Origin of the sequence: Jiella sp. M17.18 (assembly GCF_041027365.1) — a bacterium.
GTDB lineage: Bacteria > Pseudomonadota > Alphaproteobacteria > Rhizobiales > Rhizobiaceae > VKMB-3413.
In genome coordinates, this window is record NZ_JBFTEH010000001.1 from 283523 (window position 1) to 308005 (window position 24483).

General features: G+C 68.9%; 25 protein-coding genes and 1 pseudogene. 12 read left to right on the forward strand and 14 right to left on the reverse strand.

The genetic code is table 11. The annotated features are described in order from the left end of the window. Positions 1–7 precede the first annotated feature (7 nt). From AB5S17_RS01365 to AB5S17_RS01375, 3 genes are read left to right on the forward strand one after another with little or no spacing between them, the layout of a single operon-like run. Positions 8–526: a rod-binding protein gene (locus AB5S17_RS01365; protein ID WP_369235359.1), complete on the forward strand. Its 519-nt coding sequence runs from the start codon at positions 8–10 to the stop codon at positions 524–526. Positions 527–544: 18 nt separating this feature from the next. Beyond that, positions 545–892, forward strand: a complete 348-nt coding sequence (locus AB5S17_RS01370; protein WP_369235361.1) for a hypothetical protein — start codon at positions 545–547, stop codon at positions 890–892. Next, positions 889–1389, forward strand: a complete 501-nt coding sequence (locus tag AB5S17_RS01375) for a hypothetical protein (RefSeq protein WP_369235363.1) — start codon at positions 889–891, stop codon at positions 1387–1389. The genes AB5S17_RS01370 and AB5S17_RS01375 overlap by 4 nt, the downstream gene beginning before the upstream one ends. 95 nt (positions 1390–1484) lie before the next feature. On the opposite strand, the gene AB5S17_RS01380 is transcribed toward AB5S17_RS01375, so the two are convergent. Further along, positions 1485–1820: a PilZ domain-containing protein gene (locus tag AB5S17_RS01380; RefSeq protein ID WP_369235365.1), complete on the reverse strand. Its 336-nt coding sequence runs from the start codon at positions 1818–1820 to the stop codon at positions 1485–1487. Positions 1821–2000: 180 nt separating this feature from the next. Between AB5S17_RS01380 and AB5S17_RS01385 the strand changes: the two genes are divergently transcribed. Further along, positions 2001–2507 carry a hypothetical protein gene (locus AB5S17_RS01385; RefSeq protein ID WP_369235367.1) on the forward strand — a complete coding sequence of 169 codons (507 nt, stop codon included), beginning with the start codon at positions 2001–2003 and terminating at the stop codon, positions 2505–2507. A gap of 134 nt (positions 2508–2641) precedes the next feature. On the opposite strand, the gene AB5S17_RS01390 is transcribed toward AB5S17_RS01385, so the two are convergent. The 9 genes and pseudogenes from AB5S17_RS01390 to polA form a co-directional block, all read right to left on the reverse strand. Further along, positions 2642–2953 carry a polyhydroxyalkanoic acid system family protein gene (locus AB5S17_RS01390; protein WP_369235369.1) on the reverse strand — a complete coding sequence of 104 codons (312 nt, stop codon included), beginning with the start codon at positions 2951–2953 and terminating at the stop codon, positions 2642–2644. Between the two features lie 148 nt (positions 2954–3101). Continuing rightward, a complete protein-coding gene (locus tag AB5S17_RS01395; RefSeq protein ID WP_369235371.1) occupies positions 3102–4478 on the reverse strand; it encodes a DEAD/DEAH box helicase in 1377 nt (458 codons plus the stop codon). Positions 4479–4745: 267 nt separating this feature from the next. Next, positions 4746–5978, reverse strand: a complete 1233-nt coding sequence (locus AB5S17_RS01400) for a D-alanyl-D-alanine carboxypeptidase family protein (protein ID WP_369235373.1) — start codon at positions 5976–5978, stop codon at positions 4746–4748. A 938-nt stretch (positions 5979–6916) separates the two neighbouring features. Further along, positions 6917–8125 (reverse strand): annotated as a pseudogene (locus tag AB5S17_RS01405) (polyhydroxyalkanoate depolymerase); the annotation flags it as partial. A gap of 166 nt (positions 8126–8291) precedes the next feature. Next, complete coding sequence (locus AB5S17_RS01410; RefSeq protein ID WP_369235375.1) at positions 8292–8876, reverse strand: GNAT family N-acetyltransferase; 585 nt, start codon at positions 8874–8876, stop codon at positions 8292–8294. Further along, positions 8866–9159 carry a DUF1330 domain-containing protein gene (locus AB5S17_RS01415; protein WP_369235377.1) on the reverse strand — a complete coding sequence of 98 codons (294 nt, stop codon included), beginning with the start codon at positions 9157–9159 and terminating at the stop codon, positions 8866–8868. The genes AB5S17_RS01410 and AB5S17_RS01415 overlap by 11 nt, the downstream gene beginning before the upstream one ends. A gap of 23 nt (positions 9160–9182) precedes the next feature. After that, on the reverse strand, positions 9183–9905 hold the full coding sequence (gene pyrF / locus AB5S17_RS01420; protein ID WP_369235379.1) for an orotidine-5'-phosphate decarboxylase: 723 nt from the start codon (positions 9903–9905) through the stop codon (positions 9183–9185). Next, a complete protein-coding gene (locus AB5S17_RS01425) occupies positions 9902–11173 on the reverse strand; it encodes a PAS domain-containing protein (protein WP_369235381.1) in 1272 nt (423 codons plus the stop codon). The genes pyrF and AB5S17_RS01425 overlap by 4 nt, the downstream gene beginning before the upstream one ends. Before the next feature lie 227 nt (positions 11174–11400). Further along, the gene (gene polA, locus AB5S17_RS01430) at positions 11401–14334 is read right to left on the reverse strand and encodes a DNA polymerase I (RefSeq protein ID WP_369235383.1); all 2934 of its coding nucleotides are present in this window, start codon (positions 14332–14334) and stop codon (positions 11401–11403) included. 560 nt (positions 14335–14894) lie between these two features. On the opposite strand from polA, the gene AB5S17_RS01435 reads away from it, so the two are divergent. Further along, positions 14895–15524 (forward strand): glutathione S-transferase family protein, encoded by a 630-nt coding sequence (locus AB5S17_RS01435; protein ID WP_369235385.1) that lies wholly within the window; start codon positions 14895–14897, stop codon positions 15522–15524. A 95-nt stretch (positions 15525–15619) separates the two neighbouring features. Here the strand turns inward: AB5S17_RS01435 and AB5S17_RS01440 are convergent, their stop codons facing one another. Next, positions 15620–16255 (reverse strand): hypothetical protein, encoded by a 636-nt coding sequence (locus tag AB5S17_RS01440; protein WP_369235387.1) that lies wholly within the window; start codon positions 16253–16255, stop codon positions 15620–15622. Positions 16256–16374: 119 nt separating this feature from the next. Between AB5S17_RS01440 and AB5S17_RS01445 the strand changes: the two genes are divergently transcribed. Genes AB5S17_RS01445 through AB5S17_RS01460 form a run of 4 tightly spaced genes read left to right on the forward strand, consistent with a single transcriptional unit; the run spans position 16375 to position 19620 of the window. Beyond that, on the forward strand, positions 16375–16836 hold the full coding sequence (locus AB5S17_RS01445; protein WP_369235389.1) for an urease accessory protein UreE: 462 nt from the start codon (positions 16375–16377) through the stop codon (positions 16834–16836). Continuing rightward, entirely contained in the window at positions 16833–17657 is an 825-nt protein-coding gene (locus AB5S17_RS01450; protein WP_369235391.1) for an urease accessory protein UreF, read from the forward strand. Before AB5S17_RS01445 ends, AB5S17_RS01450 begins: the two co-directional genes overlap by 4 nt. Next, on the forward strand, positions 17654–18286 hold the full coding sequence (gene ureG, locus AB5S17_RS01455; RefSeq protein WP_369235393.1) for an urease accessory protein UreG: 633 nt from the start codon (positions 17654–17656) through the stop codon (positions 18284–18286). The genes AB5S17_RS01450 and ureG overlap by 4 nt, the downstream gene beginning before the upstream one ends. Further along, a complete protein-coding gene (locus tag AB5S17_RS01460; protein ID WP_369235395.1) occupies positions 18283–19620 on the forward strand; it encodes an 8-oxoguanine deaminase in 1338 nt (445 codons plus the stop codon). Before ureG ends, AB5S17_RS01460 begins: the two co-directional genes overlap by 4 nt. Positions 19621–19708: 88 nt before the next feature. On the opposite strand, the gene AB5S17_RS01465 is transcribed toward AB5S17_RS01460, so the two are convergent. Continuing rightward, on the reverse strand, positions 19709–20590 hold the full coding sequence (locus AB5S17_RS01465) for an alpha/beta fold hydrolase (protein ID WP_369235397.1): 882 nt from the start codon (positions 20588–20590) through the stop codon (positions 19709–19711). 128 nt (positions 20591–20718) lie between these two features. On the opposite strand from AB5S17_RS01465, the gene AB5S17_RS01470 reads away from it, so the two are divergent. Further along, complete coding sequence (locus AB5S17_RS01470; protein WP_369235399.1) at positions 20719–21522, forward strand: exodeoxyribonuclease III; 804 nt, start codon at positions 20719–20721, stop codon at positions 21520–21522. Between the two features lie 135 nt (positions 21523–21657). Here AB5S17_RS01470 and AB5S17_RS01475 read toward each other — a convergent pair whose 3' ends face one another. Both AB5S17_RS01475 and AB5S17_RS01480 read right to left on the reverse strand, forming a co-directional pair. Further along, positions 21658–22113 carry a cyclic nucleotide-binding domain-containing protein gene (locus AB5S17_RS01475; protein ID WP_369235401.1) on the reverse strand — a complete coding sequence of 152 codons (456 nt, stop codon included), beginning with the start codon at positions 22111–22113 and terminating at the stop codon, positions 21658–21660. Between the two features lie 228 nt (positions 22114–22341). Beyond that, a complete protein-coding gene (locus AB5S17_RS01480; RefSeq protein WP_369235403.1) occupies positions 22342–23025 on the reverse strand; it encodes a response regulator transcription factor in 684 nt (227 codons plus the stop codon). A 112-nt stretch (positions 23026–23137) separates the two neighbouring features. Here AB5S17_RS01480 and AB5S17_RS01485 point away from each other — a divergent pair, with 112 nt between their 5' ends. Next, a complete protein-coding gene (locus tag AB5S17_RS01485) occupies positions 23138–23671 on the forward strand; it encodes a L,D-transpeptidase (RefSeq protein WP_369235405.1) in 534 nt (177 codons plus the stop codon). Between the two features lie 305 nt (positions 23672–23976). Then, positions 23977–24462 (forward strand): Lrp/AsnC family transcriptional regulator, encoded by a 486-nt coding sequence (locus tag AB5S17_RS01490; protein ID WP_369235407.1) that lies wholly within the window; start codon positions 23977–23979, stop codon positions 24460–24462. Positions 24463–24483 lie beyond the last annotated feature (21 nt).

The window sequence follows — 24483 nt, forward strand, 5'->3', positions numbered from 1 at the left end:
CAGAGCCATGACCGTTTCGTCGATCTCGCCCAATGCGATGCTTGCGCTGATGCCGGCGCTGACCGACGGCGCCGCGAAGACGCAGGCCGCGGCCAAGGCGGACACCGACTTCGCCGCGACGCTCTCCAGCCTGTCGGGCGATGCCGCGGCGCAGGCGCCGGAGCAGCCGTTCGAGCCCCAGCTTCAGCCGCTCGTCAAGCATGTCTCGCAGAAGGCCTCGCCGCTCGAACAGTTCGAGGGCTTCGTCCTGCGCAGCTTCGTGGAATCGATGCTGCCGTCCGACGCGTCCGAGTTCTTCGGCAAGGGCACGGCCGGCTCGATCTGGAAGTCCATGCTGGCCGAACAGATCGGCGACGAGATCGCCAAGAATGGCGGGATCGGCATCGCCGCCGCCATCGCGAAGAAGGACAAGGTGGCGGGCTCCGCCAAGAATGCCGCCGGCGGCGGCGCGGACGGGCTCAAGACCATGCTGGCGCGGGCCGACTTCACCCGTGCCGCCACGCTGAAGACGCCTGCCGGCGAATAGGAAGGATACCCGGATAGAATGACCCTGCCCATCGAAAAAGCCGTCGACCGGCTGGAAGCGATCCTCACCGCGGAAGTCGAGGCGCTGCGCTCCGGCAACGCCATCAATCTCGCCGAGATCACGACCCGGAAGAACCAGAGCCTCCTGGAGTTCACGCGGCTGGCGCGCGGCCTTTCCGACCCCGATCCGACCCTCAGGGTACGGCTGGAAGGGCTGAGGAAGTGCGTCGAGGAAAATCAGCGCGTGCTCGGCCTGCACATCCAGGCGAGCCACGAGATCGCCTCGCTGATCGCCCGCTCGATCACCGAGGCTGATTCGGACGGCACCTATAGCGCGCAGATCCGCCGCAAGAGCCTCGCGAAGTGATCAAGCTCCTCGCCATCGGTCTGTGGGTCTGCGCCGTCGCGCTCGGCTCGAGCTATGTGATGGCGTCGATGTTCTCGCCCGCCGCCGAAGCCGGGGTGAAGCCGAAGGACCCGGACTACTTCCATGGCCTCGACTACAAGAGCACGGATTCGATCACGATTCCGATGATCGCGCACGAGAAGATTCAGGGCTACATCCTGGCGCGCTTCGTCTACACGATCGACGGCAAGACGGCGAGCGAGCTGAAGGTGCCGCCGGATCCGTTCATCCTCGACGAGGTGTTCCGGCGGCTCTACTCGACCAAGAACTTCGACTTCGACCGTCCCGAGCGCTACGACCTGAAGAGCCTCACCGACGGCATCAAGGAAGACGTCAACAAGCGCTACGGCCAGAAGGTCGTCCACGAGGTCCTGGTCGAGCAGTTCGACTACATCCCGAAGGGCGAAACCCGGGGCTCCGGACAGCAGGCTTCGCCGGCGCCAAAGCCGGGGCACTGAGCGCAGCGACGGCAGGCTCATCAAAGCCGGATGGCTGGTGCGCGACCGCCAGATCCCTCGTTCCGTCGCCGTTCCGACCGATCGCCGGTCTGTCTTCAGACGGCGTAGTACCGCCCGGTGAGCCGTCGCAGATCGGCACGGCTGGCCGGGCGTTCGGGGCCCAGGAAGCGGACACCGATATCCAGCCCGCGCGTCCAGACGATCGCCGCCGGGCGAAGGCGGCCGTCGGCCTCGTCGAGGATCATGATGCGGCCGGGCAGGGGGCACGGCGCGTAGTGCCGTATGCGGGCGCCGCCCTGCGACATGTCGAAGGCCATGCCGTCGTCGAGAAACCGCCGGTCGAGGCTCGCGAGCTTGACCGGACGCAGCCGGGTGCGCCGCCGCACCCATGCGCGGCTCTCCGGTCCGGGGTGGCGTTCGTCGTCCTGCATGGCCGACACTCTAGGGTCTGCTTTGCCAACGAATGCTGAAGCCGCGGGCCGCGTAGCCGCGGATTGAGCATTATCGTGAACGCCCTCCTGCCGGTGGCGAGGAATCGTTAACCCCAGGCTGCGATGCTCCCTGCGACCGAGAACCGATCTCGGGCGAGGGGACCAGGCACCGAGGCCGGCATGAGCGCTACGACTTCTTCGACCTATTCCGGCAGTGACCGCGCGGGCGCGCCGTTCGGCGGCGATCCCGCCGCGTCGAAGAATTCCGACCGGCTGGTGAAGTTCCTGGCCTTCTGCGTCTTCGTCCTGTCGACCGGCTTCTTCTGCGCCGTGGCGATCATCTCCTATCTCGATCCGAACTATTTCGACCGGATGCTGATCTCCTCGATCAAGGCGAATGTCGACACCATGGCGGTCGGCTCCACCGAGAAGGCGCCGAAGCAGCTCGAGGTGACGCCGCTTCCGGTCGCGCAGGTCGTGCGTCCGATCTCCCTGACGCCGAAGGACTTCGCCATCGTCATGGTGTTCCAGGACGAGGCGCATCTCGCTTCGCCGGGCGAACTCTGGCGCGTCAAGGTCGGCTCGGTCGTGCCGGGCCTCGGCAAGATCCTGGCGATCGAGCCGAGCAAGGACGGCGGCATCGTCAAGGCCGAGAACGCCACGCTCAAGGCCGTCGCGTCGCGGTAACGCGCGGGCGCGCGCGGCGGACGAGACCGCCGCAAGCCGCAGGGGGCCGTCCGCCCGCCGGCGGACGCTCGCCGCATTCCCTTCGGGACGAGCCGGTCCGATGGCCGTTCGCGTCAGTTGGACCAAAGCCCGCGCTATTTCTTCTCGAGCAGGATCTGGCCCTCCTGCCGCAGCCGGCCCTTCAGCTTGTCGGCGATCGCGGCGAGGAATGTCGGCAGGTCGATCTCGACATGGACGTCCGTGTCCCGCACGTCGAGCCGGCCGGTCACCGACTGGCCCATCACCCGGGCTCTGAAGTCCAGTCGGTCGCCGGTCCACACGTCCTCGAACTTGACCATTCCGCCGACGATGTCCTGGCGCAGCCGGCCGAAGCCTTCGTCGATGCGCTGGCGCGCCTCGGCGCGCGTCAGCTTGTGGGGGATGTCGACCTTGACCGTCTCGGCCATCACTGTCTCCTCGCGGGTTGCCTCGCCGCGATATGGCGACGGGCGCGGCGAAGGACAACGCAAGGGCTGGAAAACAGAAAGCGGCCGGCGGCGGATCGCTCCGCCGCCGGCCGCTTCGTTCGACTGAGAGCCGCGGAGCGGCCGAAGATCAGACCGCTGCGAAGCGCGGCTTGCCGGCGCCGCTGCGCCGGCGACGCCGGGCCTGGCCGTTCGGCTTGCCGGCATTGGCGCGGGCCTCGCCGCCGCCATTGCCGCCGTTCCCGCCCGGGCGCCGCTGCCCCTGCGGGCCGGCACCGGGCTTGCGGGCGGCCGGGCGGCCATTGCCGTTGCCGCGGCTCGGGCGGCCGGAGCGGACCGGCGGCGCTTCGGCCGCGGCGAGGTCGCCGGCCGAGGCGTAGTCGGTCTTCTGCAGGTCGAAGCTCTGGCGCGTCAGCTTCTCGATCGCCTTCAGCTTGGCGCGCTCGGACGGGTCGATCAGCGAGACGGCGATGCCGGAGCGGCCGGCACGGGCGGTGCGCCCGATGCGGTGGACATAGCTCTCCGGCTCTTCCGGCAGTTCGTAGTTCACGACATGGCTGATGTCGTCGACATGGATGCCGCGCGCGACGATGTCGGTCGCCACCAGCACCTTCGTCTGGCCCTTGTGGAAGGCGTCGAGCGCCTTCTGCCGGGCGCCCTGGCTCTTGTTGCCGTGGATCGCGAGGCTGGCGATGCCGGCCTTGTCGAGATCGGCGGTCAGGCGGTTCGCACCGTGCTTGGTGCGGGTGAAGATCACCACCTTGGAGTATTCCGGCCGGGCGAGATTATCGATCAGCCAGAGCTTCTTTGCCTTCTGCGGGACGAGGTAGACGCTCTGGTCGATCTTCTCGACCGTGACCACCTCGGGCGTCACCTCGACGCGGACAGGGTCGGTCAGGATCTTCGCGGCGAGGTCCTCGATCGACTTCGGCATCGTCGCCGAGAACAGCAGCGACTGGCGCTGCTTCGGCAGAAAGCCGACGATCTTCATGACATCGCGCACGAAGCCCATGTCGAGCATGCGGTCGGCCTCGTCGAGGACGACATGGCCGACGGAGCCGAGCGACAGGGCGCGCTGGTTGACGAGGTCGAGCAGCCGGCCCGGCGTCGCGATGACGATGTCGGTGCCGCGGGCGAGCGCCTGGATCTGCGGGCGGATCGACACGCCGCCGAAGACCACGTGATGGGTCAGCTTGGTACCGGCGGTATAGGACTTGACGTTGTCGGCGATCTGCGAGGCGAGCTCGCGCGTCGGCGTCAGGATCAGGACCTTCGTCGTCCGCGGCGCGGGACGGCCGCCGGTCTCGATCAGGGCGTTGATCACCGGCAGCGAGAAGGCCGCGGTCTTGCCGGTGCCGGTCTGGGCGATGCCGAGGACGTCGCGGCCCTTCAGGACCGGCGGGATGGCCTGCGCCTGGATCGGCGTCGGCTGAGTGATGTCGAGGCGCGCAAGCGCGGCGAGAAGCGTGTCGGCGAGGCCGAACGCCTGGAACGTGGAAGAGGTCAAACTATGCCTTTGGGATCGCGGAGCAGGAAGGCTCCGCTGGTCATGTCGATCGTCGTCGCGCGGGCGGACGTCTCGACGGGCCGTGTCGGTCGATGAAGCGGCTTGGGGCCGCCCGGCGATCCGATGACGCTGGCAAACGTCCCGAGCCAAGGGGGCTTCAGGAAACAAGCGGGCGCTGCGCGATCACGGCGTGATGCGCTGCATATCGGCCTTTCGCTGCGCCGCGTCAAGCCGCTTGTCGCCGTGCCGGCCGCCACAACCCGCGCGTCACTGCGCGCCGGCCAGTTCCGTGGCCGCCGGGCGCGGATGCCAGGTCAGCTGCCTGGCGATCGTCGAGCCGATGCGCCAGATCAGCCCGACGCGGGGCACCGCTTCGCCGGCATAGAGTGGCACCTGGCGCACGGTCTCGTCGCCCTTGGCGAACCGCGCCCAGCCGAGCCGCTGGCCCTTCGCGACCGGAGCGGGGAAGGGGCCGTTGGTGACGATGGTGCGCTTGACGTCGGACAGGCTTCCGCGCGGCACGAGGAGGCTGAGATCGTTCCTGGCGACCAGCGGTACGGTATCGCTCGACCCGTCCCGCACCACGGCTTCGCCGACCGGCTTGTCGGCGGAGACCAGCGTCACCTCCTCGAAGTCCTGCAGCCCGTAGTCCATCATGCGCCGGCCCTCGCGCTCGCGCTCGGCGGCCGTCTGCAGCCCGGCCATGGCGAAGACGATCCGTCGCCCGTCCTTCTTGGCCGAGGCGACGAGGCCGAAGCCGGCCTCTTCGGTATGGCCGGTCTTCAGCCCGTCGGCGCCAAGCGCCAGCAGCGGGTTGCGGTTGCGCTGCCGGATGCCGTTGTAGGTGAAGCTCTCCTCGCTGAAGAGATGATACTCCTCGGGGAAGGTGTTGATGAGATAGCCGGCGAGCTTGGCGAGATCGCGCACGGTGACGTGCAGGTCCGGATCCGGCAGGCCGCTCGGATTGGTGAAGTGCGAATGGGTGAGGCCGATCGTCTTCGCCTCCGCATTCATCTTGGCGACGAAGGCGTCGACGCTGCCGGCGATGCCCTGCGCAGCGACGATCGTCGCGTCGTTGCCTGACTGGATGATGATGCCCTTGATGAGGTCGGCGAGGCTGACCCTGGAATGCGGCTTCAGGAACATGGTGGAGGAGCCGGAGGGCGCGCCACCCGTCCTCCAGGCATATTCGGAGACCTCGAACTCCTGGTCGCGCGTCACCGTCCCCGCCTTCAGCGCGTCGAAGATCACGGCGACGGTCATCAGCTTGGCGAGGCTCGCCGGCGGGATCTCCTCGTCGGCGTTCTTCTCGTAGAGCACCCGGCCGGTGCCGGAATCGATCAGGATCGCGGTCGGCGCGCTGGTCTCGAAGGCCTGGGCGGCGTGGAGCGGCGTAGCGATCAGGAAAAGCGCCAGGGCGATCAGGCGCCAGCGCGTGCGCTCGCCGCGGCTTGCCGGCGAGCCGAGCCGCCGGATCGTGTCGATCGAGATCACGCCCATCGCGCCAGGTCTCCGCTGTCCGTCATGCTTCCGTGCGACCATGGTTAGGTCGCGACGCGAGCCGCATCAAGGACTTCACGGATCCGTGGTGAACGCGCGCACCCGCAAACGTCCGCGCCGGGCTTGCCGGAGACGCCGGGAAGCCCGGGTGCCGCTGGAGTAGGGACGGGCCCCGTCCCTGCCGTGGAGCGCGTCGGTACCTCCCGAGGTTCCGGAAAAGGAGGAGGCGCCGTGACGCCGACGGTGCGAGGCGGCGGTTACGCCTTCGGACGACGCGGCCGGCCCTTCGAGTTCGGCCGCCTGCCGGCCGTGTCGCGCGTCGCATCGCTCGAGCGTGCGGCGGCGACGGCCGGAGCCCTCCTGGATTTCCTGCCGGCAGCGGGCGCCGACGGGGCCGAAGGAGACACGCCAGTGGTGTCCGGCGCAAGCGCCGCCTTGGCGGAGGCGCCCGCGTCCGCCGCAACATGCGCCGGCTCGGCGTGCGATGCGGTCTCGGTGGCCGGCGCGGCATCCGACGCCTGGACTGCCGGCGCCTCTGCCGCGGCCGGCGACGCCGTGGCAGCTTCAGGTGCGGCAGCCGGCGTCGGCTCCGGGGCTCCGGTCGCCTCGGCCGAATTCGCCGATCCGGACGGATCGACGAAACGCGGCGCGGCGAAGCCGGCGCTGTTCGTACCGGCGAAGGAGCCGAACGACGCCATGACGCCCATCGCACTGTCCAGCATCGCCTTGGCGGGACCGGACATGGCGCGCATCGGCGAGTCCGCCGAGGTCAGCCCGGCAATGCCGATGCCGAGCTCGCCGGCATTGCGGCGGTCGCGGCCGAGCTGCCCGGCCTTGGCCAGACGCTCCGCATAGGCGCCGATCCTGCGCGGGCCCTTGCCCTGCTCGCCGGCTTTCGGCGGCTTGGCGCCGGCGTGGGTGGTGCCGTGCGTCAGGGCGAAGTCGACGATGCGCGGCGCGATCTCGGCGCGGTAGCGCGAGCCGTTGAAGACGCCGTAATGGCCGACCTTCGGCTGGACATAGTGGACCCGCATGTCGTCCGGAATGTTGACGCAGAGCGTCTGCGCCGCCTCGGTCTGGCCGACGCCGGAAATGTCGTCGTTCTCGCCCTCGACGGTCAGCAGCGCGGTGCGGCGGATGGCGCTGAGATCGACGCGGCGGCCGCGATGGGTGATCTCGCCCTTCGGCAGCGAGTGCTTGATGAAGACCTCCTCGACCGTCTGCAGGTAGAACTCGGCGGAAAGGTCCATCACCGCATTGTACTCGTCGTAGAAGGTGCGGTGCTTGTCGGCCGAGTCGCCGTCGTCCTTGACGAGGTGCCAGAAGAAATCCTTGTGCGCGATCAGGTGGCGGTCGAGGTTCATCGACATGAAGCCGGTCAGCTGCAGGAAGCCGGGATAGACCATGCGCATGAAGCCGGGCTGCGGGAAGGGCACCGGCATGACGACGTTCTCGCGGAACCAGTCGATCCCCTTCTCCTGGGCGAGATCGTTGACCGCAGTCGGATTGATGCGCGTGTCGATCGGCCCGCCCATCAGCGTCATCGTCGCGGGCGCGCAGGGGTCGGCATCGGCCTCCATCAGCGCCGTCGCCATCAGAACCGGCACGGCCGGCTGGCAGACGCCGACGATATGCGTGTCCGGCCCGAGGAAGTGCAGCATCTCGATGACGTAGTCGACATAGTCGTCGAGGTCGAAGCGGCCTTCGGTGACCGGCACCGTGCGCGCGTCGGTCCAGTCGGTGATGTAGACGTCGGCATAGGGCAGCAGCGCCTCCACCGTGCCGCGCAGAAGCGTCGCGTAGTGGCCGGACATCGGCGCGACGACGAGGATGCGGGGATCGGCCCTCCGGCCTTTCGGCAGTTCGCGCTCGAAGTGCAGGAGCCGGCAGAACGGCTTCTGCCAGACCGGCCGGTCCTGAACCGGCACGCGGCGGCCGTCGATGACCGTCTCGTCGAGGCCGAATTCGGGCTTGCCGTAGACGCGCGTGGTGCGCTCGAACAGCTCGGCGGCCGCAGCGATCGAGCGGCCGGCCGTCGTGTGCGACATCGGGTTGAGCGGGTTCTGGTAAAAGAGCCGAGTGGCGTCCGCCATGGCGCGGAAGGGCGTCAGGGCGGCGTGGTTCCATTCGTAGAGCTGGTAGAGCATCAAACCTGCTTTCGGTTCAACCGCGGTGTCACCTTCGGTTGCTGCAGTGCACATATATAGGCGACAGCCGGTTTCGGTCCAAATCGCCGGTGCTGCACGACGGCGATCCGGGCCCGATCGGACTGGTCCGGCGCGGCTGGTCCGAGCGCCACCGGAGGGGCCGCCGTCACAGCCAGCGCAACATCGCGATGCGGTCGCGGCCGTCGCCGCCCGGCGGCGTCTCGTCGATGCGTCGTTGCGTCAACCATGCCGGACAATCCTTGTCCGGAACTCTCAGGAAGTGAAGCCGCTCGTAGAACACGGCGCCGCAAGGAATGTCGCAATAGGTCGAAAGTCCGACGGCGCGGTAAAAATACCACGCCGCCCGCTGCGTCACCGCCGTCACCAGCGCAGAGCCGATGCCCTTGCGGCCATGGCCGGGATGAACCGAAAGCTCGGCGAGCCAGTAGACGTCGGTAAGGCCGCAGGCTGCCGCGAATCCCACCGCCTCGCCCGTCGCCTTCTCCTCGGCGACGAAGACCTCGTGGTCGAGCAGGAACCGCACGAAGCTTTCGAGGGGAGCGGCGGCGATCGCCGCGATCTCGCGCTTGCCGGCTGCGACCAGGAGTTCGTCCGCTGCCCGCTGGATGCCAAGCAGCCGCTCCGCCTCGCCGGGCTCCATCACGCGGATCCGGTAGCCCTTGGGTGCAATGCCCTTGAACGCCCTGCGCCCGTTCCGCGGACTTGCGGCCGCAGCGGGATCAGCCGTCATAGCCCTCGACGATGATCATCTCGGAATCCGCGACCTCGTGGCGGATGGCGGCGGCCTTCTGATACTGTTCGCTGTCGTAGCAGGCCTTGGCCTTCTCGACGCTCTCGAACTCGATGATGACGTTGCGCCCGCGAGGCTGGCCCTCGAGATTGGTCACCGGACCGCCGCGGGCGATGAACTTCGCGCCGTACTCGCGAAACGCCGGAGCGGCCGTCTCGACATAGGCCTTGTAGCGCTCCGGGTCCTTCACGTCGACGCGTGCGATCCAATATCCCTTGGCCATGCCTGTCTCCCTGATGTCTGATTTCAGCCGGACGCGGCGAGCGCCCCGGCCATCTCCGACAGGATCGCCTCCGCCGCCCGCTTCGGATCCTCGGCAGCGACGATCGGCCGCCCCACGACGAGATGCGAGGCACCGGCGGCGAGCGCCTCGGCGGGCGTCGCGATCCGCTTCTGGTCGCCGGCCGCGCTGCCGGCGGGGCGCACCCCCGGCGTGACGAGCGCGAGGTCCGACCCGATGACCTGGCGCAGGGCCGCCGCATCCGTCGGAGCCGCGACGATCCCGCCCATGCCTGCGTCGCGCGCCTGCCGTGCCCGAAGGTCCACGAGGTCGGCGACGCCCATCCGGTAGCCCGAGGCGTCAAGATCCGCATTGTCCAGCGAGGTGAGGACCGTCACGCCGAGGAGCGTCGCCTCCGATCCCCGGGCTGCGCCGACGGCCGCCGCCATGACATAGGGATAGGCGTGGACGGTCAGCATCGCGGCGCCCTGGCCGAGCGCGCTCTCGACGCCCTTGGCGACGGTGTTGGAAATGTCGTGGAGCTTCAGGTCGAGGAAGACGCGCTTGCCGGCGCGCGACAGCTCCCGCACCAGCGGAAGACCGTCGGCGAAGGCCAGCTGATAGCCGATCTTGTACCAGAGCACGGCGTCGCCGAGCGTCTCGACGATCGCCTCGGCACGCCGCCGGTCGCCGACGTCGAGGCCGACGATCAGGCGTTCGCGCGCGGTCTTCCCGGCAGATCCGCTCAAGCCTCTTCCTCCGGCGGGATGTCGACGGTGACGGTCGTGCCGATCGTGTCGGAATTGACGTCGAGATGCGCGTTGAGGCCGCGGACCAGCGACACCGTGATGCGGCCGCCGAGGCCGCCCTGCGCCTCGCGCGCCCGCTGGCGCCGCACGCCCTGCTCGCCCGCCTCGACCACGTCGCTGCCGCCAGCGCCGCTCCGCCTGCTTCCCATGCCGATCGAGTCGGCAATCTCGCGCGCCGCGTTCGGACGCTTCTCCTCGGCCTCGCGCTCCGCCTGCTCCTCCACCGCCTCGACGGTCTCGCCGTCGAGCGGCGGGGGCGCACGGCCGGGGCCGAACGGCCAGTTGCTGCCGTCAGGCAAGCCGACGCCGTCGTCGGTCACCGTCATGCGGATGACGCCGGAGGACAGCATCTTCAGCCGCGCCTCGACGAGGCCCTCGTCGCGGCCGGCGAAGGCATGCTTGAGCGCATTGGTGAGGAGCTCGGAGAACAGGAGGCCGATCCGGGCCGCACGGTCGACATTTACCTCGACGGCGTCGCAGTCGACGTTGATGCGGACCGACCGGCGCCCGTCCAGATGGCCGATCGTCGCCGCGATCCGGCTGACATAGGCGCCGAGTGGCACGCGCTTGGCTTTCGACGAGGCGACGCCGGACTCCGTCATCTCCTGATAGAGCAGCTGCAGGCTCTCGATCCGCCGGGCGAGCGCATGGAACGCGTCCTCGCTGGTCTGCGCGCGCGCCTGCATCCGGATCATGCCGATGATCATGGCGAGGTGGTTCTTGACCCGGTGCTGGATCTCACCCAGCGCCGTGTCGGCTGGCGAGCTCTGCGCCGGCTCCGCCGATCCCGGAGTCGCCGTGTCCGCGCCCTCGCTGAGGTCCTGCTGCACGCCGAGGAAGCACTGCAGCCGATCTTCCTGGTCGTAGAGCGGCGTGATCATCAGCCGGTTGAGGAACTTGGTCCCGTCGGCGCGATAGTTGACGATATCGACCGCCACGTCCTCCTGCGCCTTCAGCGCCTCGCCGATCTGCTTCACCTGAGCCGGGTCGGTCTCGTCACCCTGCAGGAAGCGGCAGTTGCGGCCGATCGCCGCCTCCGCGGCATAGCGGGTGATCCGCTCGAAGGCGCGGTTGGCGTAGACGATGGGATTGTCGTCCAGATGCGGGTTGGTCAGGACGAGCGCCAGCGGCAGCTTGGCGAGCGCCGCCGTGCTGACACCGTCCGGCATCGTGCCCGAGGCATCCTTCTGAAAACCTTGTTCTCCCATTCCGTCCTCTATGCAGCGGCGAGGTGTCGCGGCACCAGGGTCTCCGGCGTCTGGAAGACTGGACGAGAATCTGGGGAGCCGCGTGCGAAGGCCGTCTTATCACATCCAGAGCATACAAATGCCCTGAGCGAAAGATCGCCGCGAGCTTCGCGATTTCAAGCCCTTCGCCGGTGCGACGATATTGCGCGGCGGGGGAGCGCCGCCCGACGCGACAGCCTGGGGCTGCGTCAGTGGGCCTCGTCCCAGTTGCCGGCCGCCTTCGCCTCGACCTCGAGTGGCACCGACAGCGACACCCGCGGGGCGGCGGCGTTCTCCATGACGTGGCGGACGACAGGCAGGGTCGATTCCACCTCTTCCTCCGGCACCTCGAACACCAGTTCGTCATGCACCTGCAGCAGCATCTTCGCCGACAGGCCTGCGGCGCCCAGCGCCGGCTCCATCCGGATCATCGCGCGGCGGATGATGTCGGCGGCCGTGCCCTGGATCGGCGCGTTGATCGCGGCCCGCTCGACCGCGGCGCGCACCGACGGGTTGGAGTGTCCGATGTCGGGATAGTGGGCGCGGCGGCCGAACAGCGTCTCGACATAGCCATGCTCCTTACAGAACGCCTTGGTCGCGTTCATGTAGTCGCGAATGCCCGGAAAACGCTCGAAATAGCGCTTGATGTAGGCCCCGGCCTCCTCGCGCGGGATCGACAGCTGGTTGGCGAGGCCGAAGGCGGAGATGCCGTAGACGATGCCGAAATTGATCGCCTTGGCCCTGCGGCGGATCTCGGGCGGCATGCCCTCGACCGGCACGCCGAACATCTCCGACGCCGTCATCGCGTGGATGTCGAGGCCCTCCTGGAAGGCCGCCTTCAGCTGCAAAATGTCCGCGACATGGGCGAGGATCCTGAGTTCGATCTGGCTGTAGTCGGCCGAGACCAGCCGCGTTCCCTCCGGCGCCACGAAGGCGGTGCGGATGGCGCGGCCCTCCTCGGTGCGGATCGGGATATTCTGCAGGTTCGGCTCGGAGGAGGACAGGCGCCCCGTGGTCGTCGACGCCATCGAGTAGGACGTGTGGATGCGGCCGACCTCGTCGAGATAGGCGGGCAGGGCGTCGGTATAGGTGCCCTTCAGCTTGGTCAGCTGGCGCCATGCGACGATGCGTCGCGGCAGTTCGTGGCCCTCGGCGGCGAGTTCGTCGAGCACTTTGACGTCGGTCGACCACTGGCCGGTCCTGGTCTTCTTGCCGCCGGGAAGCCCGAGCTTGCCGAACAGGATCTCGCCGAGCTGCTTCGGCGAACCGGGATTGAACTCCTCGCCGGCCATCTCGGCGATCTCGGCCTCGAGCGCCGCCTGGCTCTGCGCGAAGCGGCCGGAGAGTCGCGACAGGATCTGCCGGTCGGTCTTGATGCCGCGATGCTCCATGCGGGCGAGCACCGGCACCAGCGGCCGCTCCAGCCGCTCGTAGACCGAGGCGAGCCCCTCCGCCGCCAGCCGCGGCTTCAGCACCTGCCACAGCCGCAGCGTCACGTCGGCATCCTCGGCGGCGTATTCCGTGACCTTGGCGATCTCGCAGGCGGCGATCGGCTTGGCGCCCTTGCCGGAGCCGCAGAGGTCCTTGTAGGCGATCGGCTTGTGGCCGAGGAAGCGCACCGACAACTCGTCCATGCCGTGCCCCTCGAGCGACGAGGAGGCGTCGAGCGCATAGGAGATCAGCATGGTGTCGTCGAAGGGCGCCACCGAGATCCCGTGCCGCAAGAGGACGAGGTAATCGTATTTGAAGTTCTGGCCGATCTTCAGGACCGCGGGGTCCTGCAGCACCGGCTTGAGGATCGCCAGGGCTTCGTCGAAGGGGATCTGCGGCCCGACCTCGTCCGCGGCGGCGGCCTTGTCCGAGAGAAGATCCGCCTCGCCGGACGGCGGGACATGGGCGAGCGGCACATAGGCGGCGCGGCCCGGGCGCGTGGCGAAGGAGACGCCGACCAGTTCGCCCGACATCGCCGACAGCGAGGTGGTCTCGGTGTCGAAGGCGAGCAGCCCCACCTCGCGTGCCTCGTCCATCCAGGCCTGCAGCGTATCGGCATCGCGGATCGTCTGGTAGCCGGCATGGTCGAAGGGCAGGGCGGCGACGGCGGCGCGGCGGCTCTCGACCAGCGCCTGCGGGGTCAGCGGCAGCGCCGCCTCGCCGGATGCGGGAGCCGCGCCGACGGCCGACGCGGGATCCAGATCCGGTCCGTGTGCCGGCCCCTCCACCGCAATCGCCGCCGCCGAGACGTCCGAGGCTTCCGTCCCGAGCTTTTCGGCGACGCGCCGGGTGAGCGTGGTGAACTCCATCGCCTTCAGGAAGGCGATCAGCTTCTCGCCGTCCGGCTCATGGATGAAGAGGTCGTCGAGGGGCGTGTCGAGTGGGGTGTCGCAGTCGAGCGTGACGAGCTTCTTCGACAGCCGTGCCTGCTCGGCGAACGCGACGAGGTTCTCGCGGCGCTTCGCCTGCTTGATCTCCGAGGCCCGGGAAAGGAGCGTTTCGAGGTCGCCATATTCGTCGAGGAGCTGCGCCGCGGTCTTCGGCCCGATGCCGGGGACGCCCGGCACGTTGTCCGAGGTGTCGCCGACGAGCGCCTGCAGGTCGATCATCTTCTCCGGATAGACGCCGAACTTCTCCTTGACCTCTTCGGGGCCGAGCCGCTTGTCCTTCATCTGGTCGTAGAGGATGACGCCGGGGCCGACGAGCTGCATCAGATCCTTGTCGGAGGAGACGATGGTGACGTCGCCGCCGGCCGCGACCGCTTTGCAGGTATAGGCGGCGATGAGGTCGTCCGCCTCATAGCCTTCCTTCTCGATGCAGGGCAGGTCGAAGGCGCGCACCGCCTCGCGGATCAGCGCGAACTGCGGGACGAGATCCTCCGGCGGCGCCGTCCGGTTCGCCTTGTACTGGTCGTAGAGCTCGTTCCGGAAGGTCTTGGAGGAATAGTCGAAGATGACGGCGAAATGCGTCGGCGCGACGCCGACCGAGGTGTTGCGGGCGTCCTCGATCAGCTTCCACAGCATGTTGCAGAAGCCCGACACGGCGCCCACCGGCAGGCCGTCCGACTTGCGCGTCAGCGGCGGCAGCGCATGGTAGGCCCGGAAGATGTAGGCCGAGCCGTCGACGAGGAAGAGGTGATCGCCTTTGTTCATGGCGAGGGTGGTATCGCGCGGCCTCGCGGGAGTCCATCTCGGCTCTCGGCAGGGGTGGCAGAGAGGCAACAGGGGGCGCTCTCGCGCCAAGAAGTTCGGCAAGGGCCTTGCGCATCAGGTGCTTCCTGTGTTTCTGTCCGAAAGTTTAGTAATCGATCACATCGATGTGAACGTGCGCACGCGCGCGTGACTTGATTTCGCTTTCGCCGAGTCGCATCTTTTCTCTCGACGGCGCCGATGAGCGTCGTATTCGGCCAAGGCACGTCCCCCGCTTTAGAGCCGAATTTCAGGTGATCGGTCCTCTTCCCCCCTCTCCGGGACCGGCACCGCTAGAATGCGAGAGAGTCGTTGCGGCGTATCCCCCTCCAGGCCGTGGCGGCTCTCTTTGCATGTCCGGCGCACGCTTTGTGCGGCTCCTCCTCCTTGCCCGCACGCCACCGGCGGCTCGCCTGTGCGAAGGCGATCCGCCCGCGCGCCGATCGTTTCCGCCGCGTTTGGCCGTTCCGCTCCCCGCCCGCATCGCGTAAGCTGCCCGACAGTGCAAGCGCCGACGGGAGGACATGCCGATGTACAAGGCGGTGGGAATGCCGGGTTCGCGGCTCACCCGCGTGACCTGGATGCTGGAGGAACTGGGCGAGCCCTACGAGATCGTCCCCTGCATGCCGAACGACGCGACGATCAGCGCGCTGAATCCCTCGGGCAAGATGCCGGCGCTGATCGACTGCGAGTTCACCTTGGTCGATTCCGCCGCGATCGTCAGCTATCTCGCGGACAGACACGCGCCGGAGACGCTGACCGCGCCATCCGGCACGCGTGAGCGGGCGCTGATCGAGAGCTTCGTCTATTTCGTCCAGAGCGAGTTCGAGGTGCCGCCCTGGCGCAAGGCGCAGAACCGCTTCGTCCTGCCGGAGGCGCTGCGGCGCGACGTCGACGATGTCGTCGCCTATGAGCTGGGCCGCGCGGTGGGGGCGCTGGAGGCCCGGCTCGGCGGTCGCGCCTTCGCCGTCGGCGACCGCTTCACCATCGCCGACCTGATGATCGGCCACGCCGGCGCCTGGGTCCGCGGCGCCAGGCTCTCCATCGGATCCGACGCGGTCAACGCCTATCTCGACGCGATTCTGGCGCGGCCGGCGCTGGCGAGGGCGCGCGAGCGCGAGGCCGCGGCAAAGGCGGCGCAAGCCGCAGCCTAGGCGGTCGCAGGCGGGGGCTCGCGCGCCGACCGGCCAGCCCTCGCCACCCTGTTCAGCCACCGGCGCGGCACCCTGCTGTCGGCTGCCGTCGATGCTCAGACGGCGGCGAGCGCTGCGGCCGCGCTGTCGTGCACATCGGCCGGATAGCCCGCCGCAAGCGTCGCGATCGTGGCGGATGGGGTCAGCACTGTGACCATACCGCCAAGAATCGGCTTCGCCACGTCATAGCCTGTCATGCGCCAGCGCAGCAGCTGGCCTTGCCGGACGAGGTGCGGCGTGCCGTCCGAAAGGACGAACGTCCCGTCCGGGAGGCTCTCCGCCGCGGCCTCGTAGCGGATCTGCCGCCGCGTGCGGCTGTCCACCCGGCAGGCATGCAGGCGGTCGTCGATCGCCTTGGCCGAGGCCGCGACGGCCTCGCCGTGAGCCGCGGCGAAGGCTGCCTTGAAGGCGAGGTACTCGGCGCGGCGGCATTCGGCGCAGGGGCGATGGCCGGCGGCGAGCGCGACGGCTTCGTCGAGGAAGAACAATTCCGTCCACCGCCCGGGCGTCATCACCACGCGGTGCCGGTTCTTGAATTCGAGGCGGCAGGCGATCCAGGCCTTGTGTCGCCAGCGGCTGTCGCCGAGGGTCCGGTCGACCCGGTGCAGGACGCCGCGATTGCCGGTCAGCGTGCCGCGGGCCGGGTCCGCGACGATGTCGCCCTCTGGTGTGACGCGATTCTGCAGCGGCATGGCATCCTCCCTCGGCCGGTCCAGCGCTGTCGCCCGTCTTTGCGCCTTCGGCACCGCGGCAGGACTGGCGAGCGGGCCGTCGCCGCCGTATCTTGTCCGCGCAGCCACGGCACGGAGTGATGAAGATGATCGTCGGCAATTCGGTCAAGCGCCGGGGCGAATGGGCCGATGCGGCCGATACGATCACCCTGGAGGAATCCGCCCGCCATCGCCGGCGCATGGCGATGGTGACGGACGGCGGCATCGCCTTCCTCCTCGATCTTCCCGAGGCGACGCTCCTGCGCGACGGCGACGCGATCCTCCTCGACGACGGCCAGATCGTCGAGGTGAAGGCCAAGCCGGAGCCGCTCTACGAGGTGCGGGGGCAGGACGCCGCCCATCTGGTCGCGCTCGCCTGGCAGATCGGCAACCGGCACCTCTCGGCGCAGGTCTTCGGCGACCGCCTGCTGATCCGCCGCGACCCGGTGATCCGCGACATGCTCCAGGGGCTCGGCGCGGCCGTCGCGGAGGTGGAGGCGGCGTTCGACCCGGAGGGCGGCGCCTATGGCAGCCATCTGCACGGCGCGGGCGACAACCATTGAACCTTGCCTCGGCGAACGGGTCGCCGGCATCGCCGGAAGAGCCGTCTGCGGCCGCGAGCCGGACGGCCGGCCCGCATCTTCCCGCGCTGCTGACGCTGTTCTCGTCAGCCTTCCCGATCGGCGGCTTCGCCTATTCGCACGGGCTCGAGGCGGCGGTTCGGGAGGGCACGCTTCGCGACGCGACGGGTGTCGAAGCCTGGGCGCGTCTGCTGCTCTCGGCCGGGAGCGGCTGGAACGATCTCGTGCTGCTGGCAGGAGCCTGGCGGGCGACGAAGGCGGACGATACCGACCGGCTCGGCGCGGCGGCGGAACTGGCGACGGCTCTCTGCGGCAGCGCCGAGCGGCGGATGGAGACGCTGGCGCTCGGCGCGGCGTTTACGGAGGCGTCGCAGCCCTGGCTCGATCGTGCCGCTCGCGGGGCCGATCACGCGAGGGCCGCTGCGTCAGCCGCTGACGAGGGGAGCGTTGCCGAAGCGGCGAGCCCAGCAGGCAGATCCGGTCCGCCTGGATCACTTGCGCCGCCGATGCCTTATCCCGTCGCGGCCGCCGGGCTCGCGGCACACGCGGGCCTGCCGCTCGGCGAGACCCTGACCGCCTATGCCCACGTCTTCGCCGCCTCGCTGGTGTCGGCCGCCGTGCGGCTCGTGCCGCTCGCCCAGAGCGAGGCCGTCGGGGTGCTTCACCGTCTCGAGCCGGACATCCGCCGGGCGGCCGAGCGCTCGCTCGTCTCGACGCTGGACGATCTCGGCTCGGCGGCGCTAGGCTCGGAGATCGCCGCCATGCGGCATGAATCGCTGCAAACGAGGCTCTTCCGCTCATGACATCCAGAAACGGCCCGTTGCGCGTCGGCATCGGCGGCCCGGTCGGCTCCGGCAAGACCACGCTGACCGAAAAGCTCTGCAAGGCCGCCCGCGAGACCTGGTCGATCGGCGTCGTCACCAACGACATCTACACCCGCGAGGACGCCGAGGCGCTGGTCCGGCTGCAGGCGCTGCCGGCGGACCGGATCATCGGCGTCGAGACCGGCGGCTGCCCGCACACCGCGATCCGCGAGGACGCCTCGATCAACATCGCCGCGATCCGCGAGCTGACCGGCCGCCACCCGGACCTCGACCTCGTCCTGGTCGAATCCGGCGGCGACAACCTCGCCGCGACCTTTTCGCCGGACCTCGTCGACCTCTCGATCTACGTCATCTCGGTCTGCCAGGGCGACGACATCCCGAGGAAGGGCGGCCCGGCGATCACCCGTTCCGACCTCCTGATCGTCAACAAGACCGACCTCGCCCCCTATGTCGGCGCCGATCTCGAACGAATGCGCGCCGACGCGGCGAAGGGCAGGGGGCCGCTGCCGACGGTCTTCGCGGACCTGTCGCGCGCCAAGGGCATCGGCGACATCCTCGCCTTCCTCGCCAGCCAGGGCGGCCTGCCGGCGATCGAGACGGCCGCGTGAGCCGGCTGTTCCTGAAGAACCCGCTGGCGATCCTTTCCTCCGGCGCCGAAGGCGGCCTCGTCGTCGAGGACGGCAGGATTGCGGAACTGGTGCCGGCCGGGGCTGCGCCGTTGCAGCCGGTGGACGAGACGGTGGACGTCTCGGCGCATGTCGTGCTGCCCGGCCTCGTCAACACGCACCACCATTTCTACCAGACGCTGACCAGAGCCCATCCGCAGGCGATCGACCGCGAGCTCTTCCCCTGGCTGAAGGCACTCTACCCGATCTGGTCCCGGCTCGAGCCGGAGAGCTTCCGCCTCGCCACGCGTCTCGCCTTGACGGAACTCCTGATGTCCGGCTGCACGACGGCCGCCGACCATCACTATCTCTTCCCCGGCGGGCTGGACGACGCCATCGACATCCAGGTGGAGGAGGCGGCGAAACTCGGCATCCGCGTGACGCTGACCCGCGGCTCGATGGACCTGTCGGAGAAGGACGGCGGCCTGCCGCCGGACAGCGTCGTGCAGGACGCCGACACCATCCTTGCCGATAGCGAGCGCCTCATCGCGCGCTATCACGACCGTTCGGAAGGCGCGATGACCCGGATCGCGCTCGCGCCCTGCTCGCCCTTCTCCGTCACCAAACGACTGATGATCGAATCGGCGGCGCTTGCGGAACAGCACGACTGCCGGCTGCACACCCATCTCGGCGAGACCGAGGACGAGAACCGCTTCTGCGAGGAGGTCTTCGGCTGCCGGCCGGTGGACTATCTGGAGGAGGTCGGCTGGCTCGGCCCACGCACCTGGCTTGCCCACGGCATCCACTTCACCACCGAGGAATGCCGGCGGCTCGGCGCGCACAAGGTCGGCGTCTGCCATTGCCCGGCGTCGAACGCCGTTCTCGCTTCCGGCTTCTGCCCGGTGAACGACCTGAAGGCGGCCGGCTCGCCGGTCGGGCTCGGCGTCGACGGCTCGGCCTCGAACGACGCCTCCAACATGATCGAGGCGGTGCGCCACGCGCTGATGGTCGGCCGGCTGAACTACCGCTCGGCCGAGGCGGTCACCGCGCGCGACGCGATCCAGATGGCGACCGAGGGCTCGGCCGCCTGTCTGGGGCGCACCGACATCGGGACGATCGCCGTCGGCATGCAGGCGGACCTTGCGCTCTTCAACCTGGATGAGCTGCGCTTTTCCGGCGCGCACGATCCGGTCGCGGCGCTCGTCCTCTGCGGCGCGACGCGGGCGGACAGGGTCATGGTGAAGGGCGAATGGCGCGTCGTCGACGGCATGCCCGTCGGCCTCGATGTCGCGCGGCTGCGCGCCGAGCACGGGGCGGCGGCGCGGCGCTTCGCGTGAGCGGGCCCCCCGCCGGACCTCTGGCGCGGGCGATCTGGCTTGGCCGGAGGCGCCGGCCAGGAGCGGGGGCCCGGCCCCTCCGTCGCTCTCAGCCGAAGAATTTCAGCAGCGCCTTGAGCGTCTCCTCCGGCGCCTCCTCAACGATGAAGTGTCCGGCGTCGATCGCGTGGCCCTCGACATGATCGCACCAGCTCTGCCAGACCGCGAGCGGCTGGACGCCCTTGCCGGGAAGGCCGTTCGCACCCCAGAGCGCCAGCGTCGGCGCCTTGATCTTGCGGCCCGCCGCGCGATCGTCGCGGTCGAGGCGCCAGTCGATCGTCGAGCCGGCGCGGTAGTCGTTGCAGGCCGCCTCGACATAGGCGGGCCGCGAGAAGCTCTGCCGGTACTCGGCGAGCGCCTCCGGAGCGAAGGCGGCGAGCGATTTCGCCTTGGTCCAGCTGGCGATGGTGTGGTCGAGATAGAAGACCGAGTCGGCGGCGATCAGCCGCTCGGGCATCGGGTGCGGCTGCGCCAGGAACGCCCAGTGATAGGTCGTTAGCGCCTCCTTCGCGCCCATGTGCTCCCAGACGTCCGAGACCGGCACGATGTCGAGCACCGCAAGTTTCGCCACCCGCTCGGGGAGGTCGAGCGCCATCCGGTAGCCGACCCGCCCGCCGCGGTCGTGGCCGGCGATCATGAAACGGTCGTGGCCGAGTTCGTTCATCACGGCCGCCATGTCGCGGCCCATCTGGCGCTTCGAATAGGCGTCGTTGCCGGCATCGTTCGACGGCGCCGAGGAGCGGCCGTATCCGCGAAGGTCCGGCACGATCAGGGTAAAGCGTCCCGCGAGGCGCGGCGCGATCTGCGCCCACATCGCGCCGGTCTGCGGATAGCCATGCAGCGCCAGGAGCGGCGGCCCGTCGCCGCCGATCCGGCAGAAGATGTCGGCGCCGTCGCCGGCAACCGTCCTCTCGTCGAAGCCTTCGAACATCTCTCGCTTTCCTCCGCGTGCCCTGGCCGGAGAACTTCGGCTGGGGACGCGGTTCGGCAAGGGTTGCGGGGCGCACCCGCGCTCCTTAAGCCGGATGCGAACACCCCGCCTGCCGAAAGCCCCGTCTCATGCCCTTCTCCATCGCCACCTGGAACATCAACTCCGTGCGGCTGCGCATCGGGCTCGTCGAGCGGTTCCTCGAGGAGGAGGCGCCGGACGTCCTCTGCCTGCAGGAGACCAAGTGCACGAACGACCAGTTCCCGGAGAAGGCGTTCCGTGCGCTCGGCTACGAGCACATCGCGCTGCACGGGCAGAAGGGCTATCACGGCGTCGCCACCGTCTCGAAGCGCCCGTTCGAGGATATCGTTCGGCAGGATTTCTGCGCCGTCGGCGACGCGCGGCATCTGTCGACGCGGATCCGGGTCGGCGAGAGGCGCATCCGCATCCACAATCTCTACGTCCCGGCCGGCGGCGACGAGCCGGACCCGGAGATCAACCCGAAGTTCCGCCACAAGCTGGACTTCGTCGAGGAACTTCGCCGGGTGAGCGCGGAGGCCGAGCCCGGCGTCTCGGCGCTGCTACTCGGTGACCTCAACATCGCGCCCTATGAGACCGACGTCTGGTCGCACAAGCAGCTCCTGAAGATCGTCTCGCACACGCCGGTCGAGACGGAGGGCCTGCTGCGGGCGCAGGCCGACGGCAGCTGGGTCGATCTCATGCGGCACCACATTCCGATGGAGGAGGTGGTGTTCACCTGGTGGAGCTACCGGGCCAAGGACTGGGCGGCCTCCAACCGCGGCCGGCGGCTCGATCACATCTGGGGCTCGGCCGACCTCGCGCCGCATCTCTCCGGCATCGACATCCGCGCCGAGGCGCGCAGCTGGGAAAAGCCGTCGGACCACGTGCCGGTCATCGCGCGCTTCGGCTTCTGAGGCGGCCGCCCCCCAGGCGCCTCGGTGGCGTAGGCGCATCGTTCGGCGCCTGTCGCGGCGAGCCCGCGGGAGGCACGCCGCATTCCCGATGAACAGACCTGCCGGGTCAGCCCGAACGCCCGTCCGACCTCTGCGTCAGCCCGTGAATCGGCCTTCCATTGCGATGATCTCGGCCATCAGCGTCTCCAGCTGATCGCGCAGGCGCGTATGCAGCCTGGCGGCGAATTCCGGATATTCCTCCAGCATGCGCCGGAACAGCGGGCGCGTGATCCGGATCAGATCGCAGTCGGTCTCGGTCTTGGCGCTCGCCGGCCGCTTGGTCTCGGTGATCAGCGCCAGTTCGCCGAGCAGTGCCCCCGGCCCGTAGGAGCCGACCACCGTCTCCGCCTCGCCGCGGCCGCGCACCAGCGCCACCTGGCCGGACGCGATGACGAAGCCGGCGTCGGCGCGGGCGTTCTCGCGGAACACGAACTCGCCGGCGCGCAGGCGGCGGTGCTCCGCGCCGAAGGCGAGCAGACGCAGCTGATCGGTTTCGAGATCGTCGAACAGCGGGACCGTGCGCAGGATGGCGATGTCGCTCTCAAGGCTCATCTTGTCAGCGCACCGCTCCCCGTTTCCCTCTGCGACCCTCGTGCCGTCTGGTCGCGGCCGTCAGACGTGTGGTGTCGCATCCCCGGGGACGACACCGGCTCTTCGAAGGCCGGCGAAGAGCGTCGTCACACCCTCGTTACAGTGAACGGGATTGGTAGACAAACCGTAAAGGCCGCCGCAGGCCGGCCGGCGACATGGGCTTTTGCTGCAGGGAAGCCGCCCGCCAGGTTAAGGGACGAGCTTGTACCCGCCGGACTCGGTCACCAGGATCCGGGCGTTCGACGGGTCCAGCTCGATCTTCTGGCGCAGCCGGTAGACGTGGGTTTCGAGCGTGTGGGTGGTGACGCCGGAATTGTAGCCCCACACCTCTTCCAGCAGCACGTCGCGGGTGATCACCCGGCGGTCGGCCCTATAGAGATAGCGGATGATCGCCGTCTCCTTCTCGGTCAGCCTGATCTTGCCGCCCTTGTCGTCGATCAGCACCTTCTGGCTCGGCTTGAAGACGTAGGGGCCGACCTGGAAGGTGGCGTCCTCGCTCTGCTCGTGCTGGCGCAGTTGCGCCCGGATGCGCGCGAGGAGGACCGCGAAGCGGAACGGCTTGGTGACGTAGTCGTTGGCACCGGCCTCGAGCCCCAGAATGGTGTCGGAATCGGTGTCCTGCGCCGTCAGGATGATGATCGGTGCCTTGAAGCCGCCTTTGCGCAGCACCTTCACCGCCTCGCGGCCGTCCATGTCCGGCAGGCCGACATCCATCACGACGAGATCGATCAGGCCAGCGCGTGCCGTCGCGATGCCTTTGGCCGCCGTCGCCTCCTGCAGGACGGAGAATTCCTCGTGAAGGGAGAGCTGCTCGGCCAGGGTCTGACGCAGGTCGTCGTCGTCGTCGACGATGAGAATGCTTCTTGCGCTCATGCTTCGGTCGTTCGGTTCCGGCACTTGTGACCGGAGGTCGCTCCGGTTCGCTGCAATATTCCGTGATATCAGATAGGTCGTTTTCCAGGGATAACAGGGGGACCAAGGTCGGATGCAGAGGAAAATCGGCCGGATCGTCGTCAGGCGGGCGCCGGGACGGGCGAGTCGCGGCATCCTCGCCGCAGGTCTGCTGCGCGTCCCCTGCGCCATCGGCCGTTCCGGAACCAGCATCGTCAAGCGCGAGGGCGATGGCGCGACCCCCGTCGCGTCGATGGCGGTCCTCTCCGCCTGGCACCGGCCCGGCCGGATGGTCCGGCCGCAGGCGCGCCTGCCGATCCGCCGGATCCGACAGGATTTCGACGGGTGGTGCGACGCGCCGCAGCATGCGGCCTATAACCGCCACGTGCGGCTGCCCTTTCCCGCCAGCGCCGAAAGCCTGGCGCGCGCCGACCGGCTCTACGACTTCGTCGTGGTGCTGGACTGGAACATCCGCTCCCGGGCGAGGGGCAGGGGCAGCGCGATCTTCCTCCACATCGCCAAGGAGGATTATCCGCCGACGGCCGGGTGCGTCGCGGTGGCGCCGAAGGACATGCTGCGCCTTGCGCCGCTTCTCCGGCGCGGAAGCCGCGTCGTCGTCCTCCGATAGCGCCAGCCGCTACTGGCGCAGGTATTTCACCAGCGCCGCCGCAGCCAGGATCAGGACGAGCAGGAGCACGAGGCCGAAGAGGCCCATGCCGCCCCCCATCCAGCCAAATCCGTCATACATCATGATCGCTCTCCCCAGGTTCGTGCGGCGATCCTAGGAGGGCGAAGCGACATCGCCTTGATCGAGATCAGCAGGATCCGGCGGCTGCCGGCCTGCGCTGGCGGCGGCAGCTCGCATGCGGTTTCACCCTACCGTCGCCGGGGCGGCTCCTGTAAATCTCGCGCCGAAAGGGAGTGATTGCGTTCATGGACCGGCTCGACAAGAAGATACTGCGGCTCCTGCAGGAGGACGCGACGCTCGCCGTCGCCGACGTCGCCAAGCGCGTGGGGCTGTCGACGACGCCCTGCTGGCGGCGCATCCAGAAGCTGGAGGAGGAGGGCGTCATCAAGCGGCGGGTGGCGATCCTCGACCCGCAGCGGGTGAACGCCCGCGTCACCGTCTTCGTCTCGATCCGCACCAACTCGCACTCCAGCGAGTGGCTGAAGCGCTTCTCGGAGGTGATCGGCGAGTTTCCGGAGGTGATCGAGTTCTACCGGATGAGCGGTGACGTCGACTATCTCCTGCGCGTCGTCGTGCCGGACATCGCCGCCTACGACGCCTTCTACAAGAAGATGATCGCCAAGATCGAGATCCGCGACGTCTCCTCGTCCTTCGCCATGGAGCAGATCAAGTACACGACCGAGCTGCCGCTCGACTACATGGTGCTGGACAAGGAACCGCGGGGGGAGTGAAGGCCGGCCGGTGATCGCCGG